This is a genomic window from Pseudomonadota bacterium, assembly GCA_018242545.1.
Classification (GTDB): domain Bacteria; phylum Pseudomonadota; class Alphaproteobacteria; order 16-39-46; family 16-39-46; genus 16-39-46.
Genome location: JAFEBT010000032.1, coordinates 1 through 20,355 on the forward strand (window position 1 = coordinate 1; position 20,355 = coordinate 20,355).

Consider the following 20,355-nt stretch of genomic DNA (forward strand, 5'->3'; position numbering starts at 1 on the left):
GACATAAAGAATCTCCTCTGAAGGTTATTTGATGATTCAGAGCCGTCAAATATCCAGTCATCAAAAACAAACTCCAAATCGCACTTTCATCCCCTTTATCCAGATCAGAAAAAACAATGTTTTCATCAATCGTTTCCTCTCTTGAAGTTCCTTGCAAAAGTCCTTCAAAATCATCTTTGAAGGAAAAACTTGATCCTGTCAGAAGTGTTTTAATGAGCTCATTATCGGATGTATTCACCCAATAAGGCTGAAGCACCCCTCCTTTTTGAATAAAATTAATAATTGACCACGGATTGTAAACCGTTTCATCGGACATGTGATACCCATTATACCAATCCTTAACCTCGGTTATTTTGTCATCCATCTGAGCTTGATGCAAAAGACCTTCAACCTCGCCTTCTGTAAATCCAAAATAAGAGCTAAATTTGGAATTTAAAACAGAATAGACCTCTAAATGATTGAGGCCAGAAAACAAACTTTCCCGCGATACACGCAAAATCCCCGTAAGAACGGCTTTATAAAGACACGGATTATCTTTAAGACTCACACTGAAAAAGTTTCGGAAGAAAGAGACAATTTTGTCATAAAATCCATTAAGATACCCCGCATGGATAGGAGTGTCATATTCATCAATAAGAATAAGAGGGGGTGTTTTATGATACGCGAACAGGTATTCTGTCAGTTCTTTAAGAGAATTTTCAAGTTGTGCTTGATTTGCTTCTCTCTTTAAAAGACAGTTATACAAAAATTTGAACTCTTCAGAAAAAATATCGCTTTTTTGTAAATAAGAAAAATTTTTATAAAGACCTACGATAATTTCGTAAATTTTATCATAGGCCTTCTCAAAGCTATCTTCTTTGACATCTTTAAAAGAAAGAGAAATCACAGGAATTTTTCCCTGGTATTCTTCATAGAGAGGTTCTTGAGAAATCTTAAGCCCCTCAAAAAGTCCTTTCGTCGGAATACCTCTCACTTCAGGCGCAAAAAAATATTGAAGCATCGAAAGGTTGAGGGTCTTTCCAAATCGGCGCGGACGCGTAATCAAAATAACTTTAGGGCCTTCCTCAATCACTTCTTTAATAAAAAGGGTTTTATCGACGAAATTAAACTTCTCCTCAATAATCGTTCTAAAGTCACTTTCTCCAATCGGGAGTCTCATAAAAGGGTATCCTCTTCATACATAAAGTTTACTGATTTTTATCATATCTTAAATTAAACTTAAACGGAATCTTTATATGAGGATCATTCACAAATTTCATGCACAAGACAAAACTTCTTCCCAGAAAACGCAAGACCGATTTTTAAAAGACGTGTAAGTCCGCGTTGTTGAATCTCGGCATAATAAGCTTTTTGCGTTATTTGAATAAGTGCTTCCTCGGCTGTTTGTTTGAGTAAATCTTCCCTCTCAAGAGGAGAGAGCGTTTTGTCCTCCCCTTCCTGAACCCGCTTAAAATCCATGAGAATACTGAGCGTCTGAGGTTCTCTTGCTATAATCGCATAATCATACCGGCCAGATCCCCTTTCACGGTTGGATCGGATTTCATAAAGGGGGGATCCATGCAGACTTGCTGTGAGCCCAATCATAAGTCCATGGTAAAAAGCCTCTGGACTTCTTCCAGTGTCATGGATACTCACCGTATGATCCATCAGCTCTTTTAATTCTGCGGAGAACTTTTCTATATCCCCAGTCAAAAGAGAATTTAAAAACTGCTGATACCATTCAAGACCATAATTTTGGACAAACCACCCTTCAATAATCCGTTGAAACAAAAAGCTTACTTCTTTATTGGGAATGGCAAGCTGACAGAGAGGAGCACCAAGAAGATAGAGATAATGTAAGGCTGTTAAATATCCTGTCTTCAAAAACAAGCTTCGAATCAAGAGAGGCGTGTTCACCTCTGAAAACCCCACATTTTCATCAATCATCTCTTCAACCCTCTTTCCTTGAAGAAGATCCGCAATCTCATCTTTAAAAGAAGGGGGGGAATCTGCAAAAAGTGTTTTAATCAGTCCACTATCGGCCCTATCGACCCAATAGGGTCGCAGTTCCCATTCTTTTTGAATAAAATTAACCATCGACCAAGGGCTATAAACAACGGTGTGGTTCATATGGTACCCTTCATACCAATCTTTAATCTCTTTCATTTTTTCAATGTGATGCGCTTGATTTAAAAGTTCTTCAATCTCACTTTCCGTAAATCCAAAACAAGAGCTAAATTTTGAACTTAAAACAGAGGAGATTTCTAATGAGCGATTAAAATCAGGGAATAAACTCTCCCGTTCAACATTTAATATCCCTTTAAGAACAGCTTTAAAGAGACAGGGATTATCTCTAAAACTCGCAATGTAAAAGTTTCGAAAGAATGAGAGAATTTCATCATAAAACCCCCTTATGAGACCCAAAATGAATCGGTGTATCATATTCATCAATAAGGACAATGGGCTTCCTTTTGTGATGGGCAAAAAGGCATTCTATAAGAACTTGCAAAGCTTTTATAAGATCCGATTTATCTCCTTCCCGTATTAGAATCCGACAAAAAAAAGCTTTTTGAGTTTCTGAAAGAGAGTCACTCTTTTCAAGATAAGAAAATTCAGCATAAAGATGGATAAAAAGTGAGGAGATCTGTTCGTAAGCTTTTTCAAAACTCTCTGCTTTGACATCTTTAAAAGAGACAAAAATCACAGGAAATTGTCCCTGATACTCTTCATAGAGAGTCTCACGAGAAATTTTAAGCCCGTCAAAAAGTCCTTTTGTCGGAATAGAATAAACTTTTTCGGCAAAAAAATACTCAAGCATGGTGAGATTGAGGGTTTTTCCAAATCGACGCGGGCGCGTAATTAAAATAACCTTCGCGCGTTCATTAATTACTTTTTTAATGAAGAGCGTCTTATCAAAAAAGGTAAACTTTTCATCAATAATGCTTCTAGAATCACTGTGTCCAATGGGGAGTCTTATCAAACAGCATCCTTTTTATAAGTAAAATTTTCTGATTTTTATCATATATTTTATGCGCTTTAAACAGACTTTTTTACATTAAGAGAATTTAGGGCTTAAGTTTAATTATTTTTTTAATCTTACACTTCAAGAACATAGAGCTGGATAGAGTAAGGAAATGGCAATCCCAAACATTGTGCATCCAATTAGAAAATCTAAAATTTTCCAAGCAATTGGTTTCTTAAAAAGAGGGGTTAAAAACCGTGCGCCATAGCCAAGCGTAAAGAACCAGATAAAAGAAGCTGTCATTGCCCCAAGGGCAAACCAGAGGCGTCCTTCTCCTTGAAATTGGGCGCTAATACCTCCTAAAAGGACAACCGTATCAAGATAGACGTGGGGGTTTAAAAAACTTAAAGCACATAAAGTGAGAAGCGTAGCTTTAAGAGAAATCTGCTTTGAAGAGGCCCGTACATCAAGCGTTTGAGTTGAAAAGACAGAGTAGAAGGATCGCGCGCCATAACAGAATAGAAAAGCAGCGCCGCCCCATGTGGTAAGTGTTAAAAAAAGAGGATTTAAAGAAACAAGCTCTCCAAATCCTCCAACACCAGCCCCAATTAAAAGTGTGTCAATCAGGGCACAAATAAGAGCTGTGACAAAGACATGATTTTTAAGAAGCCCTTGTTTTAGAACAAAAGCATTTTGAGCCCCGATTGCAATAATAAGACTTGCACCGGTTCCAAATCCTTTTAAGAGAGGGATCCACCAAGATAAAAGCACAGCTTCGCCTTCTTCATACCCGTTACCAATACCCTAAAAACTTCCACCAAGCGCCTCCCACAATACCCCAGACGAAGAGCGTAAGAAGGCTACAAAGGAACCCAAGACGCCACCAGGTCCGAACCGGCATAAAATTTCCTCCAAAGAAGACAGGAGCAGCCCCTGTTCCATAATGGGTTAATCCAGAAGAGAGGCTTGCAAAGACAGCAAGAACAAAGGCCGCCAGAGGCGCGGGGACACCGGTACTCACAATCGCAATAAGGAACATAACATAAAGAGACGTCAGATGCGCTGTTCCACTTGCAAAGAAATAATGGCAATAAAAATAAAGAATCGCAAGAATACTGAATGCAACAGGTTTACTTAAGAGTCCAATAAAGTTTTCAACGCCTGCTCCAAACCATTTAATGATCCCCTGATCTGAAAGAGCGCCTGCAAGACAAAGAAGAATTGCGAGCCAAAAAAATGTGTCCCAAGCCGCTTTTTCTTGCAGAACGTCTTCCCACGAAAGGACGCCCGTAAAAAGAAGAAGAGATAAACCAAGAAGGGCTGCTGTTGTGGGTTCAACGCCAAAATTACCTCCAAAAATCCAAAGAACAAGGAGAAGGGCAAAAATAAGTAGCATTGTAATTTCATGGAAAGAGAGAGGTCCCATTTCTTTAAGCTTTTGACGCGCCAGTTGAGGAGCTTCAGGTGTCTTTTTTAATGTTGGAGGGTAAATGAAAAAAAGAAAAAGGGGCAAGAGAGCAAGATGAACAAGGCCTGGCACAATTCCTGCAATGGCCCATGTTCCCCAATTCAAAACAACGTCCACTTCTTTTGCAAGTTTTGCAGCCAAAGGATTTCCAGCGAAAGCTGTTAAAAACATGGCACTTGTAACAAGGTTTGATTGAAAAGCAACTTGAGTTAAAAAAGCACCAATTTTTCGTTGAGAGTTTGTAGAAGGAGAACTTCCATATTCATTGGAAAGTGATTGGACAATTGGGAAAATAATACCGCCCCCACGTGCCGTGTTGCTTGGAATCACAGGAGATAATAAGAAATCCGTTAAAACAAGACCGTAAGAAAGTCCAAGGCTGTTTTTTCCAAGAAAAGTCATAAAATAATAAGCGATACGTGACCCAAGACCCGTTTTAACGAAACCTCGGGCTATGAAGAAAGCTGATAAAACCAGCCATACTATAGGCGAACTAAAGCTTAATAAAGATTGTTGAAGCGGAATCAAATTTGTGATGACGCAAAGACTCAATCCAATCGTTGCAATCGCGCCCATGGGAAGAGGTTTTAAAATAATTCCAATAATTGTTCCCAAGAAAATAATCAAAAGATGCCAAGCTCCAATCTCAAGACCGCTCGGAGGCGGCATAAACCAGAGAGCAAAAGCAATAATTAGAATAACGAAAGAGGGCGCGAGGGAAGCCCCAGTCCACCGTTGGACATCCTGACGCGTTCTTTTTCTTGAAAAAATTTGAGAAAGTTTTAACATGTAAAAACGCTTTCTTTAAAAAAATGATAAAAAAGAGACTTTTCTTTTTTAACCATGAAATCCAATCTTATTCAAGAGAAAGAAAAATGATTTTAAGAATTTTTTAAAGAGTTAATAACATACTGTAGGCAGAAGGTGTATCAAAAACATAAAATTAAAACATCTGATTTTTTAAGTTATAAGAGCTGTGGAGAAGGTGTGAGCTAAATCTATTTTTTCAGAAATAGGCCTTTTTTTCTTAATTTTTTCTTTTGATCCAAAAGAAAATTTCATATAAGTAAAGAATAGGAACAGGGATTTAAAATGCTTCTTCTTGGATTATGTATTGTTGCTTGGTCTTTTTTTGGATTTTTCATGGGAAAGAGAAATGCCAAAAAACTTAAAAACGAAGGATCTTTAAAGGAGCTTCCGCTTTATTATGGCTATTATGTCGCTCTTTGGGCCTCTTTCCCTCCTCTTTTTATCCTTATTCTCTCTTTTTTACCCTTTTCAATAGAATTTGGGGCCTCAGAGGACATGAGAGCTTATTTTCCTTGGATTTTTTTAAATCTTCTTGCACTGTGCTGCTTTTTTTATGCTTCTTCACGGATCAAACCCAATTTTAAGGCACGTAAAGTGATTGAGGGATTGGTTAAATTCTTTTTTTTTATAACGGCCCTCATTGCAATTCTAACGTCTCTGGGCATTATTTTGTCTCTTTTATTTGATGCTTTGCGATTTTTTGAAATTGTTTCTCTCAAAGATTTCTTTTTCAATCCGCAATGGAGTCCTCAACTGGCAAAAAAAAATCCTTCCCAAGCTTTCGGAATTTTGCCGCTGTTTTCTGGAACACTTCTGATTACAGGAATTGCGCTTCTCGTTGCTCTTCCTTTGGGGCTTTTTTCGGCAATTTATTTGGCAGAATTTGCGCGTCTTTCAACGCGATCTGTTTGCAAACCATTCCTTGAAATGCTTGCAGGTGTTCCTACTGTTGTTTATGGCTTTTTTGCTGTTGTTATGATTACACCCCTTCTTCAAAATATTGGAAATTTGTTTAACATCTCTGTTTCTTCTGAAAGTGCTCTTGGTGTTGGCATTGTGATGGGGATTATGCTTATTCCCTTCATTTCTTCTCTTTCAGATGATGTGATAAGAGCTGTCCCTAAATCCTTAAAAGAAGCAGCTCTCGGAATGGGGGCTACTTCAACGGAGGCGATTTGCCATATTGTTTTACCTGCGGCTTTTCCAGGAATTGTCGGCGCTGTTCTTTTGGCGTTTTCGCGTGCCATTGGCGAGACAATGATTGTTGTAATGGCTGCGGGTCTTTCTGCACAGATGACGGGAAATCCTTTAAAAGCTGTGACGACTGTTACAGTTCAAATCGTCAATCTCTTAACAGGAGATCAAGAATTTAATAGTCCTCAAACCTTAGCGGCCTTTGCTTTAGGGCTTGTTCTTTTTGTTATTACATTATGTTTAAATATGATTGCCTTAAAAGTAATGCGGAGCTTTAAGGAAAAGTATGGCTAAACCAGGTCTTTCCCCCACATCAATTTTTAGACCAAAACCTTTGGAGATTTCTCCTCGGTTATTGAAGCGTCGCAAAATCGTCAATACTTTTTTTCTTGCTTGTGGAAAGATCTCAGTTATTTTTTCATGTGCGCTTCTTCTTGGAATATTAGGGTCAATCATCTATTGGTCAATTCCTGCTTTTTTAAAAGTTGAACTTAAATTGACCGTCCCTGTCTCAAAAATTTTAAATCTTTCGCCTTCTTTTCTGAAGGAGAAATCTTTTGTGTTTAAGGAATCACTGAATGCTACTTATCCCATGATTGGGGAGCCGGCGCAAATACGCCAGATTCAAAGTCTCTATAGCCTTCTTGCCCAAAAAGAACTTCGAATGCTTTTGAAAGAGACACTCAATCAAAAAGAAATTCCTCAGACAGTTGTCCTCTGGGTTCCTGCTCAAAAAGATGCGGCTGCTTTTTTAAAGCATTCCCAAAGAAGGTCTGATATTAAAAATAAGAGAGCCTATAGACTAACGGATTTTCAATGCGAGCAGCTTGAAAAATTACAAAAAGAAAAAGGTGTTCGATTGAGCTTTAATTGGGGATTTTTTAAGTTTTCTGATTCCCAGACACCAGAATTGGCTGGGATTTATGGTGCTCTTATTGGGTCTCTTTATGTTTTAGGAATTGCGCTCTTATTTTCACTTCCAATTGGTGTTATAACAGCCATCTATTTAGAAGAATTTTCAGCTGATTCACGTGTGAGCCGTTGGATTGAAATTAATCTCAATAACTTGGCAGCGGTTCCTTCTGTTGTTTTTGGTCTCTTGGGGCTTTCTGTCTTTTTAAACTTTTTTAAACTTCCCCGTTCTTCTTCTCTTGTGGGGGGGCTGACATTAGGTCTTATGCTCCTTCCTATCATGATTGTCTCTTCGCGTATTGCGCTTCGTTCTATTCCTCAATCCATACGGGATGCAGCCCGTGGTATTGGAGCCTCTTCGGTTCAAGTCGTTTTTCATCATGTTGTCCCGCTTGCAATTCCTGGAATTTTAACAGGCTCCATCTTAGGTATCGCCCGTGCAATGGGAGAGAGCGCTTCCCTTTTAATGGTCGGAATGATGGCTTTTATTACGGCAAAACCTCAAGGAATTTTGAGCCCAGCGACTGTTCTTCCTGTCGAAATCTATCAGTGGGTGGAGCGTCCCGAGCGCGGGTTTGATGAACTCAGTTCTGCAGCCATCTTATTTCTTCTTTGCATTTTAGGAGCCTTAAATTGGTTTGCTCTTTTTTTAAAGCATAAATTTGAAAAAAGATGGTAAAAGAAAAGCATGAGGAAAAAAATCTAGACGAAAGACGAATTAATGTTAGACCCTAAAATTCAAGTGCATCACTTAAATCTTTTTTATAAAGCCCAACAAGTGCTTCATAATATTTCTTTGAATATTTATCGCAACCAAGTGACAGCGCTCATTGGTCCTTCTGGGTGCGGAAAAAGTTCTTTTTTAAGATGTCTTAATCGGATGAATGATACGATTGAGGGGGTCCGCCTTGAAGGTTCTATTTTATTAGATGGGGATAATATTTATGGAAAATCTATGGATGTCGTGCAATTAAGGGCACGTGTTGGAATGGTTTTTCAAAAACCAAATCCTTTTCCAAAATCAATTTATGATAATGTCGCTTATGGGCCTCGAATCCATGGTCTTTTCCAAAATAAAAGTGCACTTGATGCGATTGTTGAAAAAAGTCTTGAAAGAGCAGGGCTCTGGAAAGAAGTAAAGGATCGCCTTCATGAATCTGGAACGAGTCTTTCAGGTGGGCAACAGCAACGTTTGTGTATTGCACGTGCCATTGCGGTGAATCCTGAAGTTATTTTAATGGATGAGCCTTGCTCAGCTCTTGATCCAATCGCAACAGCAAAAATAGAAGAACTTATTGATGAATTGCGTGAACGGTTTACAATTGTTATTGTCACGCATCACTTGCAACAGGCTGCACGTGTGTCTCAATTTGTTGGATTTTTTTATGCCGGTTTTCTTGTTGAATATGGAGAAACAGGAGAAGTCTTTACAAATCCAAAGGATAAAAAAACGCAAGGGTACCTGACAGGACGTATGTAGAAAGAAAGTAAAAATGTTAATTACAGATCATATTGTAAAGTCGTATGACGACGAGCTCAACCAATTGACGGCAATGATTCTTGAAATGGGTCAGCTTTTAGAAGAGCAACTTGAAAAGGTTCTAGAATGTCTTTCAAAAGGGGATAATCAACTTGCTCAAGAGATTGTTGCTAAAGATATTGAAGTGGATCGTCTTGAGAATAAGATTGATACACGTGCTGTGAGATTGTTAGCGCTGAGACAACCCGTTGCAAGCGATCTTAGAAATGTTGTGGCTGCTTTAAAAATCTCAACCCATCTTGAACGGATGGCGGATTATGCTGTCAATGTTTCAAGGCGGGTCATCGCCCTTAACCAAATGGGACCAATTAAGTATGTAAGCTCCATGACACGTCTTGTGCGCCTGGTTCAAGAAATGATCCGAGATGTTTTAAAAGCTTATGCGCAACTTGATGATAAAGCTGCCCATGCTATTTGGAAAAGAGATGAGGAAGTTGATGAACTCTATAATGGATTTGTGCGCGAACTTTTAACCTATATGATGGAGGATCCAAGGAACATTAGTCCTTGTATCCATATTCTTTTTATTGCCAAAAATATTGAACGCATGGGAGATCATGTAACGAATATTGCAGAGCATATTCATTATCTTGTGCATGGGACGCTCTGGGCTGAAAGTCGGCGGTAAGGAATTTTTTAAAATCCAATAATAACCATGTCTTTCAAAAAAGAATAAAAAATGGTTCTAATGTGGCTTAAAACCTATTTTCATAGATGGGAATAACAGAAGATTTTTGGGAAACTTTTCTAAGAAAGAATGCGCACATTCTTTTATAGATTATAATGAAATTTAACCACAAAGTGGTTAAATTTCAAGAAAATTCTAAAGAGGATCATTTAAATGAGACGATTTTTTTATAAGCTTATGCTCCAAATAGGCTTTGATATTTTTAAAAAAGCGTCTTAGTTTCTATTTAATGTTCTTTTTCTAATATTGTCTTGATCAGAGGAAGCGTTATTTTACTATGGGTAGATAAAGCTGTTTTGTTAAGAGTTTCACAAAAATTTAAGATTGCTTCAAAAGATCTTTCGAGACGTAAAAGGGCAAATTTTAAAAGATCATCACGCACATAAAGACGGGCCTCTTGAAAATAAAACTGCATTAGTTTTAAAAGAAGGGTTTCATCGGGGCTTTTAATTTCAATGGCTCTTAAAGATTTAAAACGAGATTTTAAATCATTTAAAGTGTAGGTCTCTTGAGAGAGAGGTCTTAAAGACGTAATAAGGAGAAATTTCTTTTTTTCGAGGATCCAATTATAAAAATCAAAAAGGAATTTTTCGGTATCAGAGGAAATCGTCAAGTCTTCCAAAATAAAATTGGAAGAGTCGGTTTCTCGTGTATCTGATGAAAGAAGATCACGACCTTTTTCAATGTCAATAAAAACAGCCCCCGACCGTTTTTGCCAAAGATGCGCAAGATAGGTTTTCCCACTTTTTTTAGGACCATAAAGAGATAAAATAGGAAAAGGCCAATGAGGCCATGCTTTAAGTGCTGATAAGGCTTCCTCATTCAGAGGGCTTTCAATAAATTTTTCAATATCATATTGGGGAGGAGGTAAAATATCTAAAGTTAATTGGGCAGCGTCTTCGTGGCCGTTCATTTGGGCAGATGATATATTTTTTAAAGAATCAGGCATTAGGTGCTCTTCCCATGGCTTCGTTGACAAAAAATCTTTTAAGAGACGGGAGAGAATCGATCACAAGAAGCCCATTTTCTCTTAAAAACTTTAAGATTTTTGAATGATTTGAAAAAAGACGGATGAGTCCATGCGTAATTCCCAAAAGGCTTAAAATATCAAGACGTCTTGATTTTTGAAAATTTTCAAGAAAGAGAGAAGATCCAGGGTCTAGGCCCAAAGAAAGAGCCTTTGAAATTTCTGAGCTGAGGGCTTCTACATCCCGGATGCCAAGGTTAAGGCCTTGTCCTGCGACAGGATGGATGCTGTGGGCTGCATCTCCTAAAAGAACAGTGCGCTCAGATATAAATGTCGGCGTTACATGTGCAGAAAGGGGATATGTCCATCGTTTGCTTATAAGACGTGGAAAACCATAACGATGAAGATCAAGTTTCTCTGAAAGACGCTTATTAAAGTCCTCTTCAGCCATGACGGAAAGCTCTTTAATTTCTCCTGGGGTAGATGTCCATACAAGTCCACTTTGATGAGGAAAATGAGCATTTCCATTTAAAGGAAGAATGGCAAAAGGGCCTTCTGGATAAAAAGCTTCAATGGACCAGCCTCTATGGGGATAGGGGTGTGCAAAATGGCATACAAGTGCATGTTGAGGGTAGGGAAAATGAAAAACCTCAAAGCCTAAGAGCTCTCTTACTTTTGAGTTTTTTCCATCGGCCCCCACCAAAAGCCGTGTTGTCAGGCATGTGCCATCTTGAAGATAAAGAGCCATATGGGATTTTTCTCTTTTTAAAGAATCGAGCTTCGTAGGTGTTAAAAAAGTAATCTGTTTGGAGCTTTGTAATTTTAAAAAGATTTCTTTTCTAAGCAGAGAACTTTCAACAATATAGCCAAAAGGTTTTTGGACACTTTCATGATCATAATGAAGACCTTCTTGATGCGCTCCTTCTGTGACAAGAATGTTTAAAATGGGTGACGCTTTTGCGTCCAGTTTTTCCCAAATTCCAAGTTTTTGAAGAAGACTATAAGCGGATGTGGTTAACGCAAAGGTTCGTCCATCGGTCGCTGGATTTAAAAGAGTTTCAAGCGGTGTTTGATCAATTAAAGCAATTTTATAGGAAGGTGTTTTTTTAAGAAAACAATCATGCACGAGACTAAGCGCAAAAAGAGCTCCAATAGCGCCTCCCCCAATGATGGTTACGTCAAAAGAGTTTAAGGATGTGTTCATGATAAACAACGTGAGGATAATTTTTAAAGTTAACGGAGGGGAAAAGTTGCTTCTTTTATAAAGAACCTATCATAGTCCTCAATTGCTGTGTAGATCAAATGTTCTAAATCATCCTTAGACCAATTATGGTAAAATTAAATGTGAGTTAAAAGAATTTTTGAAACAAATTCTTATTTTCTGATCGTGCCTTTTTTCCGAACTCTCTCCATATACTCTGCAAGCGTGTTCAAATTAAAAGTACATGCCTCTTTGATTTTTTTGCTTACAGCTTCTTTGAATTCATTCATAAATAATGTTCTTTGCCCTTTTTCACGATGTTCATCTTCTCTTCTAACAAAATCTTTTATGAGGTTATCAATGAAAGGGATATTTTTAGCATCGAGTAAAAAGGCATGCATCCCACTGGCAACACAGAGCTGAGATAATTTTAATTGCTCAAGTCGTGTATTTATAAAACGCTTTGCAGCTGTAAAATCATGAAATTTTAAAGAAGAGTGCCCCAACTTTTGTTCAGAAAATTCTTCAAGCGTTTTGGCAATAGCAGAAACAACCGCTTTATCATCCAGGCCTTGTGCTTTTTTTTCTTGATACACCTTTTTAATAAGAGGATTGGTTTCTTTTTCTCTTTGAGTCAAAAAAGTTGGAAGTGTTAAATGCGTTTCTTCATCAAGCTCCCACTTTTTTAAATACTCTTTCATTATTTTATAATCATCATCCTTAAATCCTTCTTGTTCATAATTTTTCTCATGCCGCATGAGATGAAAGATGAGTTCTTTAATAACAATTTTAGAACCACCTTCTCTTTTTTCTTGCTTAAATTGTATGGTTTCTTCTTTAACTTTTTCTTCATTATCTTTCATATAGCGTTGAAAAGGAGAACCTTTAAGACGTGGATTTAAATCGCCAAGGAAACGTTTGATATTAGTCCTTGCTGCATCTAGAGATGAAAACTTTTTTTCCGTCTTTGTGGTTCTAAAAAATTCCGATTCAATTTCATGGGCAACCCGTGCATACCCTTCTCCTAAGGCATACCATGACCTCGCCTTTTCTTTGAGTGTCTCATTGTTTGCTTGCATAAACTCAATTAAGTCTTTATTCGGATTTTGGGGCTTTTTTTCTTTTTTTAAAGACGCAGCTGCTGGAGGTTTTGAAGAAAATACTTCTTCAAAGAGGCCATCGCCTTCAAAATCATCTTCTTTTCCTTGATTTTGCTCAGTTTGGCCAGAATCTTCTTCGTCCTCAGAAGAAAGAATTCTTTTGCGCTGTCCTTTGCCCATTGGCAATGGCATCTCGTCGTCTGGGTCATCTTGATCTTGATGCGCTTGAGACGTCATTTTTTTTGTTCCTAAAGAAGGATGAAGACTTTCCTCAGGGTGGGTGTCCATTGGATGAAGATTGTCTGCTCCCTGCAGTGCAGGTGTTTGAGTATCTTCAGGAGCTTCGGAATGTTCTTGCCTCCATGCGTCTAAGGAAGTGCTCACAAAATTTTTAATTCGATCATTAAATTGAGAATCCTTACGTATAAAAACCGAATTTTCTGCTATGGTTGCGTCACCCACAGTTGCATTTGCAGCAGCTTCTTCGGGAGCCTCTTCTTCAAGATCAGGAAGAGCCTCTTCTTCCATAGGATCTGCGGGAGGATTTTCTCTAGGTTCTGAGGTTTGGTCCTCTAAGTTTTCTTCTCTTTCCTCTTCTTGTTCTTGCTTTTGAGGTAAAACACGGGGTCTTTTGGCAGGAGGTAAATTATAGGTGGCCCAGATTTGTTCAGCTTCTTTATACGCTTCGTCTTTTGTTTTGCCTAAAGAATCATAGCCTTTGATAAGGAGGGCTGCTTTGTATAGGTCTATGCATTTAAGTGCTCGACCAGATCGACTTGCATACGCGTGTGATTTTGCAGAAACAAGATGCCCCCATGCATTTTGTATTGGGAGAAGACTGCCCTCTTCATAAAGAGCATATCTTCCAAGATCGCCTTCAATAATTCCTAAATAGATATAAGCATTTAATGTTAAATTTGACCAAATCTTTTGTTTTTCAGTTGAAGAAGAGAAAAAATATTTGTCAATAATATGGCGCCTCAAAGCAGTTATGACCGCTTCTCGATAACTCTCAAGTTCTTCTCCATACTTTACATATCCGCGTTCCCCAAGAAAATAGGCAATTTCTAAAATACCATGGGCCCGACTAATACAAAAATGGCTCTTTGGGATCTCATGTCCTTCATATTCAGGGTGCCGGATTCTAAAAGCAGTCTCAGCTTTTGCCTCCTCTAAAGTTTTGTATGCATCATAATACGCGACTCGAAGAGCATCAAGGTTTTCTGCAGGCATATTTCCTAAAATACTGGGTATTCTATAGTTTTTTAATTCTGTGAGAATACCTTTATTCGCATTTGTTAGAATAATAAAGTCTCCTAATTCCTCATCAGAAACTTCGAGTGTATGTCGCGCACCTTCAAGGGAGTTTGCAAAAAAAGACGTTATTAAAATGAATAAAAAATATCTCATGATTCTCTCATTTTGGTTTTAAAAATATAATTTCCAAATCTTTAACTTTATAAATTCATAAAAAATGATATAGAGCAACTTTAAAATATTGTGAATTTTAAATTGCTCTTTTGTGAAACAAATCGTTCATTTTGTCTTAAGTATAAGAATACCTCTAGAATATAATACGTTGAGAAAACAATTTTTTATAAGGCCTTCTCACTTAGGAATTTCTGGTTTAATAGTTCCATATTCTCTCATGTTTTTCATATAGAGACCTAGGCGCGCATGGCCAGAACCTTTTTTAAAAGCGTACGTTTTTACCTTTCCTCCAGCTTTTTGAGCGACACGTCTTTCAAATTCTTCAATTAATAAGGCTCTTTGTCCTTTTTTCTTTCCTTGTTGATCTTCTTTATTAACTAGATGTTTTACTAAGCGATTCAGAAAACCATTGTTTTTAGGATCTCTTAAAAATTTCTCCATGGGAGTTTCAGCCTCAGGCAGCGCTAAGCCTAGTGTGTTAAGCTGCTTATTTACAAAAATTCCTCCCATCCTTGGGTTTTTAAATCTAAGAAGATGACCAGGCTTAATGCGAGCTGCAAAATCCTCAAGCATTTTTGCAATGGATTTTACAGCGTTTTTCGAATTTCCGGTCTTCATTTCTGCTTCGTACTTGTTCTTAATAAGACGGTTAACAGTCTCAGATTTTCCCTTTAAGAAGGTTGTTAGAGTTAATCCAATTTCTTCAACTCCCCATTCTTTGAAATACTGTTTGATTACTCTATAATCCGTTTTCTTAAAATCAATTCCTTTTAGACTTTTTTCAGATTGAACAATTCTCCGCATAACTTCTATAATTTCAATGTATTTGCCTTTCTTTTTTTCAGTAAGGCATTCTTCGGCTTCTTTTTTTGCTAGATCTGCGTGCTCTCTTACATAACGCTGAAAAGGCGTCCCTTTTTCTTGTGATGAGGGGCCAGCCTCTTCACTCTCTGAGGCAATGTCTCCTTCTTCACCCTCTGATTCTAGAGCTTCTTCTTCAGAATCTGGTTCTGAATTTTCTTTCTTTTCTAAGGATGGAGACATTGAAACTCTTTTAGATTCATGACTATCTTCTTCCTCTTCATCATCAGAAGAAAGAGGTCTTTTAAGACGGGCTTTTTTCTGGATTTCTACTTCTGAGACAAGAGCCCCTTGCAGGGCTTTTTGTATGAGCTTTTTAGGACCAACTTCCATTGGTTGAGGCAAGACAGCGGCAGCGCCTTCAGAAGCGGAAGGCTTAGGAGAGACTTCAAGGCACTTTTGTTTCCATTGTGTGAGATTTATTTCAATAGATTCCTTAATTTTTTTATCAAAATTCTTGTCAAAAATTTCAAAAAAAGCATTTTCTTTTACGCTTTTTGTTTGAAAGCTTTGAACATCAGGCACCAGCTGCATCTGTTCACTTTCTTCTTCATGCTCTTTCGAAATTTTTTCAGCCTCTTTAAAGACTTCTTCTTCTGTTTTTCCTAAATCAGAATACTTTTGTATAAGAAGGGCTGTTTGATAAAGCTTAATAGATTTTGGGCTCTGAGGAACTCCTTTTTCATTTATAGCGCTCAATGCGGATAAAAAATCTGAGCATGCTTCTTGGAAAGGAGAAGGAGCCCCTTGATAAAGGTCATGTGTTCCGATATCTCCTTTAATAATTCCTGAATAAACATAGGCAGAAGCTTTCATGCTTTCCCAAAGAACTCTTTCTTCTGAATGTTCAAAAGAGAAAGGATTATTTATAATTTTAACATTTAAGGCCCTTAAGATTGCTTCTCGATAGGTTGAGACATCTTCATCACGCTTTACATAGCCACATTTTCCAAGAAAGTAAGCAAGCTCGATAATACCGTGGGCTTGCCACATGTAAAAATGTGAAAAAGGAAAAGGAGTTTTTTTATATTCAGGATGACGTTTTATAAATGCCGCTTTTGCTTTTTCTTCATCTGGGTCCTTACAATCGTCATAATAGCTGGCCCGAAGAGCATCAAGTTCTTGAGGGGTTTTACCTTTTAAAATAAGGGGTATGCGAAATCTCTTTAAATCAAGAAGTACACTTGGTTTTACATTGGTAAAAGCAATAAAATCTTCAACTTCTTGGTGAGAAATATGAGGCATCAATTTAACGCCTTGTGCTGACAAGACAAAAAAAGAAATAAGAAGAATAAGTAAAAAGTGTCTTAAGTATCTCATTTTTTTAACCTGATTTTAAAATATGGGTTTTATAGTATAAATATTAAGGCGTCTCGAAAATATTTTTATAAGAGCATTAGAATCTCATAATCTTTTTAATGAGGTAAGTCAAGTTTTTATAAAATTAAATCATTTTATGCTTTAAAAACAAACGACTTTTCTTACGCTTTGATTTCTTTTCCTTTTTCATTGAAATGTTGAGGTTGACCAATAAGTTTTCCTTGTTTATAAAAAGATTTTTGAAGAATTTTACCATTTTCGTAATATGTAATGGACTCTCCGTCCAAAAGATTATTAACATATGTAGACTTTTCTAAAAGATGACCTGAGGAATAAAAAGTTTCAACCTCACCCCATAAAAGGTCATCTTTATAAAAAGCGCTTCGTTGAAGGAGCCCATTTTCTCCAAAAAATTTAGAAAGACCATTTAATTTTCCTTTGACAAAAAAGCGTTCAGAAAAAAGCTCTCCCGTCAGTCGAAAAGCTTTCTCAACTCCTTCTTTTAAATTTTTTTGATAGGAAACTTGAAGAAATAAAACACCATGGGAATACATTTCAAAAAGCCCTGAAAGCTCACCTTGTTCATAATTCATTCTATGTGTTAAATGTCCCGAATCATCATATCCCAATGTCTGGCCATCTAAAATGCCTTCTTTATAAGAGAGGGATTGACTTAATTTGCCATTTTTATAAGTTTCTAAAGCTCCATTAATTTTTCCTTCTTTAAAAGGAATCCGTTGAATAACATGACCTTGAGCGTCCTTAACTTCATGCACACCATTTGGTAAGGAAGAAAGTGTTGATGCAGGAGATTCTGGGCCAGCCTCGTGTGAAGATGCTGCAGGTTCTGGTGCCGCAGAGGAGGGCGGCGAATTCGTTTCTAAAGGGGTAGAGGGAGAAGAAATTGAATTTGAGGGCGTTGGTTCTGCAGGTTTTTTTTGATCAGGGGTCAGGATGCCTAATTTTTGAATGATTTTTTGCATTTCACCAGACATGGGCGTGTTCCTTATTTATTATGAAAAGAGGGGGCTTTTTTTTCAAAAGTTGGAAAGGATTTGGATTTTATCTTTAGAGGAGAAGATGATTTTTTTGAGAACCTAAAATTTTCAGTAAGAAAGCGCCTTAAAAAAGATGTTTTTAAAGGGAAAGAAAGATATCCCCATTCTTGGAGTATCCATAAAAAAGCCTCCGAGATTAAACGAGAAGAGAGAAGAGTTTCTTGTGAAAAATTAAAACTCGTATAAAATATTTTGGGAAAAACATCTTCAAGAAGTGTCAAAAGGCGTCTTCCAAACCAAAGGCCAGTGGTTGACCTTATATAGCTCGAAAAGATTGAAAGAGAAGAGGGAGAATTTTGTTCAAAAATATTCACAAGAGACTCAGGAATATTCAGGAGGATTCCTTCAAGAGGATATAAATTTAAAACAAGGGGTGGACGTTTAAAGAAGGGATTAAAAGAAGAAAAATTCTTAAGGGTACTATAAGAAAATGCTTCAAGATGTGAAAGAGAAGAATTTTGTTCCGTGAGCATATAAAAAAAAGCCGAGGAAATAGATGTAAGTTTGGAAGAAGGATTTGTCACAAATTTAATATAACAAAGAGGCTTTAAAGTATTTTTTTTCAATTTTGAGAGAATATAAAGAGAGGGATATTTCTCTGCGTAAGGGCAAAGGTCAAGACCACTTTCTTTAAGATTTCCTTGTAAAAAGATTTTTAAAAGTGTGGTTTCATAAGCTTCTTTAAAAGAAGAGTCTGAATTGTTTTGCGAGGGGTCATAAAATGATATGAGCTGAAAGGGCAGTATAAAAAAAGACTGAGGGATCATTTCTTTACAAGAAATACATCTCTCGTTTTTCTTAAGAACTTGAGGTGTGAGACAAAAAGGGCAAAACAATAAGGATTTTTTTTTAAATTTTTTTAACGCGTGAAAAAAAGTTTTTAAAGGGTTCATTTGAGAAAAAAAGCTTTGTAAAGAGGGATCACAAAATTTAGAAACCAAAGTGCCAAAGATCAAGGGTCCTATCCAGAAGGGCCTAACCTTATTTTACATATTTTTTTAGGAATAGACAGTAATTATTTCTATTTTGTGGAAGTGATTGTGAAAAATTTACAAAGAATATGCTTCTTCTAAAAATCTGCAGGATTAAATAAAAAATAACGAAGAAGAGAAAGTACAAAACATTTGTGAAATATATCCTACATCAGGAATATTTTAAAAAATAAATTAAAAGTGTTTGATTTTTTTTATAAAGGTTGTACAGTGATTTAAATTTTACAATGAAGAATATTTTTAAACAGTGAAGGAAATTAGAATGGCAATTTTGTCGTCCCTAAATCGTACTCAAAAAGAAGCCGTTGGGCTTTTACAAGTTGGAACATTTCTCGAATATTTTGATTTGATGCTTTATGTTCATATGGCTGTTCTTTTGAATGATCTTTTTTTTCCAAAAACAGACCCTAAAACAGCCTCTCTTTTAACAGCTTTTGCTTTTTGCTCAACATATCTTTTAAGGCCCTTTGGGGCCCTCTTTTTTGGGTATATTGGAGATCGTTTAGGACGTAAAACGACTGTTATTATGACGACGATGATCATGGCCATTTCTTGTATTATTATGGCGTCCCTTCCAACTTATGCTCAAATTGGTATTACAGCAGCTTGGCTCGTAACACTTTGTAGAGTCGCACAAGGCTTATCCTCCATGGGTGAGGTGATTGGGGCTGAAATTTATATGGCTGAAATTACCAAGCCCCCCGTTCGATATCCTGCGGTTGGCCTAATTGCATGTGCGTCTCGTATTGGAACAGTTGTGGCACTTGGGGTCGCAATGCTTGTAACCACCCAAGGATTTAATTGGCGGAATGGTTTTTGGATTGGGGCTGCCATTGCTGTGGTTGGATCGGTGGCCCGGACACGTCTTCGTGAAACACAGGAATTCGTCGATATGAGACGGCGCATAAAAAGGGCAATTGAAGAAGTGAAAGATCAAACACATGAAAAAACGGAAAAATTAATTGCCATACAAGAAACATTAAATCGAGAAAAAGTTAATTGGAAAACGATATTTGCCTATTTTGCTATTGCTTCAGGGACAGCATTAAGTCTTTATTTTAATTATATTTATTGTGGTGATCTTTTAAAGCGTATGGGATTTTCTCCGGACGCAATTATTTATCAAAATTTTATTGTTTCTATCATTGAATTAATCGGAATGGGGATTGCTGTTTTTTTAAGTTATAGAATTTACCCTATGAAAATTCTTAAGTTTAGAGCTCTTATCTATTTTCCTTTTGTCTGTCTTCTTCCCTTTCTCCTTTCAAATTCTCCAACACCTTCAACTATCTTTTTTATCCAAATAATTGGGGCAATGTTTGGGTTAGGCGGTGTTCCAGCCGTTGCTATTCTTGTTACCCATTTTCCTGTTTTTAAAAGATTTACATATATTAGTTTTATGTATGCAATGTCACGTTCTTTAATGGCTGTTGTGACGTCATTTGGATTGGTTTATATAACAGAGCTCTTAGGCGTATGGGGTCTCTATGTGATTCTGCCACCCATTACATTAAGTTTTTTATGGGGTGTTCATCACTATGAACGCATAGAAAAAATTACAAAAACATCCTTTTTAAAACAGATCGTCTTCTTTTTTAGAAAAGATCATTCATCCCAAAAAATATCTCCTATTTTTGATCCCCCCTTAAATTATCAAAAAATTGTTGAAAAGTAAGTATGGTATGAAAACTTCCTGATAAAATTGAATGTTTTTAACATTTGAAATTTCACAAAAATTGAAAGAGGCATAAATGGCATTTCTATCTTCTTTAACCCGAACACAAAAAGAAGCCGTTGGGCTTTTACAAATTGGGACATTTCTCGAATATTTTGATTTGATGCTCTATGTTCATATGGCTGTTCTTTTAAATG

16 protein-coding genes are annotated in these 20,355 nt (G+C 37.0%); 5 read left to right on the forward strand and 11 right to left on the reverse strand.

Annotation, left to right across the window (positions count from 1 at the left end; translation table 11 throughout):
* From JSS34_05170 to JSS34_05190, 5 genes are all read right to left on the reverse strand, one after another.
* A partial coding sequence (locus JSS34_05170; GenBank protein MBS0185715.1) for an AAA family ATPase occupies positions 1–1,159 on the reverse strand: 1,159 nt, incomplete at its 3' end.
* An 83-nt stretch (positions 1,160–1,242) separates the two neighbouring features.
* A complete protein-coding gene (locus tag JSS34_05175) occupies positions 1,243–2,430 on the reverse strand; it encodes an AAA family ATPase (protein MBS0185716.1) in 1,188 nt (395 codons plus the stop codon).
* Positions 2,378–2,959: an AAA family ATPase gene (locus tag JSS34_05180; GenBank protein ID MBS0185717.1), complete on the reverse strand. Its 582-nt coding sequence runs from the start codon at positions 2,957–2,959 to the stop codon at positions 2,378–2,380. Before JSS34_05180 ends, JSS34_05175 begins: the two co-directional genes overlap by 53 nt.
* Before the next feature lie 123 nt (positions 2,960–3,082).
* Positions 3,083–3,712, reverse strand: a complete 630-nt coding sequence (locus tag JSS34_05185; GenBank protein ID MBS0185718.1) for an amino acid transporter — start codon at positions 3,710–3,712, stop codon at positions 3,083–3,085.
* Positions 3,713–3,734: 22 nt separating this feature from the next.
* Positions 3,735–5,198 carry a DASS family sodium-coupled anion symporter gene (locus tag JSS34_05190; GenBank protein ID MBS0185719.1) on the reverse strand — a complete coding sequence of 488 codons (1,464 nt, stop codon included), beginning with the start codon at positions 5,196–5,198 and terminating at the stop codon, positions 3,735–3,737.
* 303 nt (positions 5,199–5,501) lie between these two features.
* Here JSS34_05190 and pstC point away from each other — a divergent pair, with 303 nt between their 5' ends.
* The 4 genes from pstC to phoU are packed head-to-tail and all read left to right on the forward strand — an operon-like array spanning position 5,502 to position 9,493.
* On the forward strand, positions 5,502–6,707 hold the full coding sequence (gene pstC / locus JSS34_05195; protein MBS0185720.1) for a phosphate ABC transporter permease subunit PstC: 1,206 nt from the start codon (positions 5,502–5,504) through the stop codon (positions 6,705–6,707).
* Positions 6,700–8,004 carry a phosphate ABC transporter permease PstA gene (gene pstA, locus JSS34_05200; GenBank protein ID MBS0185721.1) on the forward strand — a complete coding sequence of 435 codons (1,305 nt, stop codon included), beginning with the start codon at positions 6,700–6,702 and terminating at the stop codon, positions 8,002–8,004. Before pstC ends, pstA begins: the two co-directional genes overlap by 8 nt.
* 42 nt (positions 8,005–8,046) lie before the next feature.
* Positions 8,047–8,805 carry a phosphate ABC transporter ATP-binding protein gene (locus JSS34_05205; GenBank protein MBS0185722.1) on the forward strand — a complete coding sequence of 253 codons (759 nt, stop codon included), beginning with the start codon at positions 8,047–8,049 and terminating at the stop codon, positions 8,803–8,805.
* Between the two features lie 13 nt (positions 8,806–8,818).
* Positions 8,819–9,493, forward strand: a complete 675-nt coding sequence (phoU, locus tag JSS34_05210) for a phosphate signaling complex protein PhoU (protein ID MBS0185723.1) — start codon at positions 8,819–8,821, stop codon at positions 9,491–9,493.
* Between the two features lie 286 nt (positions 9,494–9,779).
* Here phoU and JSS34_05215 read toward each other — a convergent pair whose 3' ends face one another.
* The 6 genes from JSS34_05215 to JSS34_05240 form a co-directional block, all read right to left on the reverse strand.
* On the reverse strand, positions 9,780–10,502 hold the full coding sequence (locus JSS34_05215; protein MBS0185724.1) for a hypothetical protein: 723 nt from the start codon (positions 10,500–10,502) through the stop codon (positions 9,780–9,782).
* Positions 10,495–11,724, reverse strand: coding sequence for a UbiH/UbiF/VisC/COQ6 family ubiquinone biosynthesis hydroxylase (locus tag JSS34_05220; GenBank protein MBS0185725.1), 1,230 nt, complete (start codon positions 11,722–11,724; stop codon positions 10,495–10,497). The genes JSS34_05215 and JSS34_05220 overlap by 8 nt, the downstream gene beginning before the upstream one ends.
* Before the next feature lie 170 nt (positions 11,725–11,894).
* Positions 11,895–14,231, reverse strand: a complete 2,337-nt coding sequence (locus JSS34_05225; protein MBS0185726.1) for a hypothetical protein — start codon at positions 14,229–14,231, stop codon at positions 11,895–11,897.
* Between the two features lie 198 nt (positions 14,232–14,429).
* Positions 14,430–16,358 carry a hypothetical protein gene (locus JSS34_05230; protein ID MBS0185727.1) on the reverse strand — a complete coding sequence of 643 codons (1,929 nt, stop codon included), beginning with the start codon at positions 16,356–16,358 and terminating at the stop codon, positions 14,430–14,432.
* Positions 16,359–16,594: 236 nt separating this feature from the next.
* Positions 16,595–17,428 carry a hypothetical protein gene (locus tag JSS34_05235; protein MBS0185728.1) on the reverse strand — a complete coding sequence of 278 codons (834 nt, stop codon included), beginning with the start codon at positions 17,426–17,428 and terminating at the stop codon, positions 16,595–16,597.
* A gap of 11 nt (positions 17,429–17,439) precedes the next feature.
* The gene (locus JSS34_05240) at positions 17,440–18,258 is read right to left on the reverse strand and encodes a hypothetical protein (GenBank protein MBS0185729.1); all 819 of its coding nucleotides are present in this window, start codon (positions 18,256–18,258) and stop codon (positions 17,440–17,442) included.
* 487 nt (positions 18,259–18,745) lie between these two features.
* On the opposite strand from JSS34_05240, the gene JSS34_05245 reads away from it, so the two are divergent.
* A complete protein-coding gene (locus JSS34_05245; protein ID MBS0185730.1) occupies positions 18,746–20,158 on the forward strand; it encodes an MFS transporter in 1,413 nt (470 codons plus the stop codon).
* The last annotated feature ends 197 nt before the right edge of the window (positions 20,159–20,355 follow it).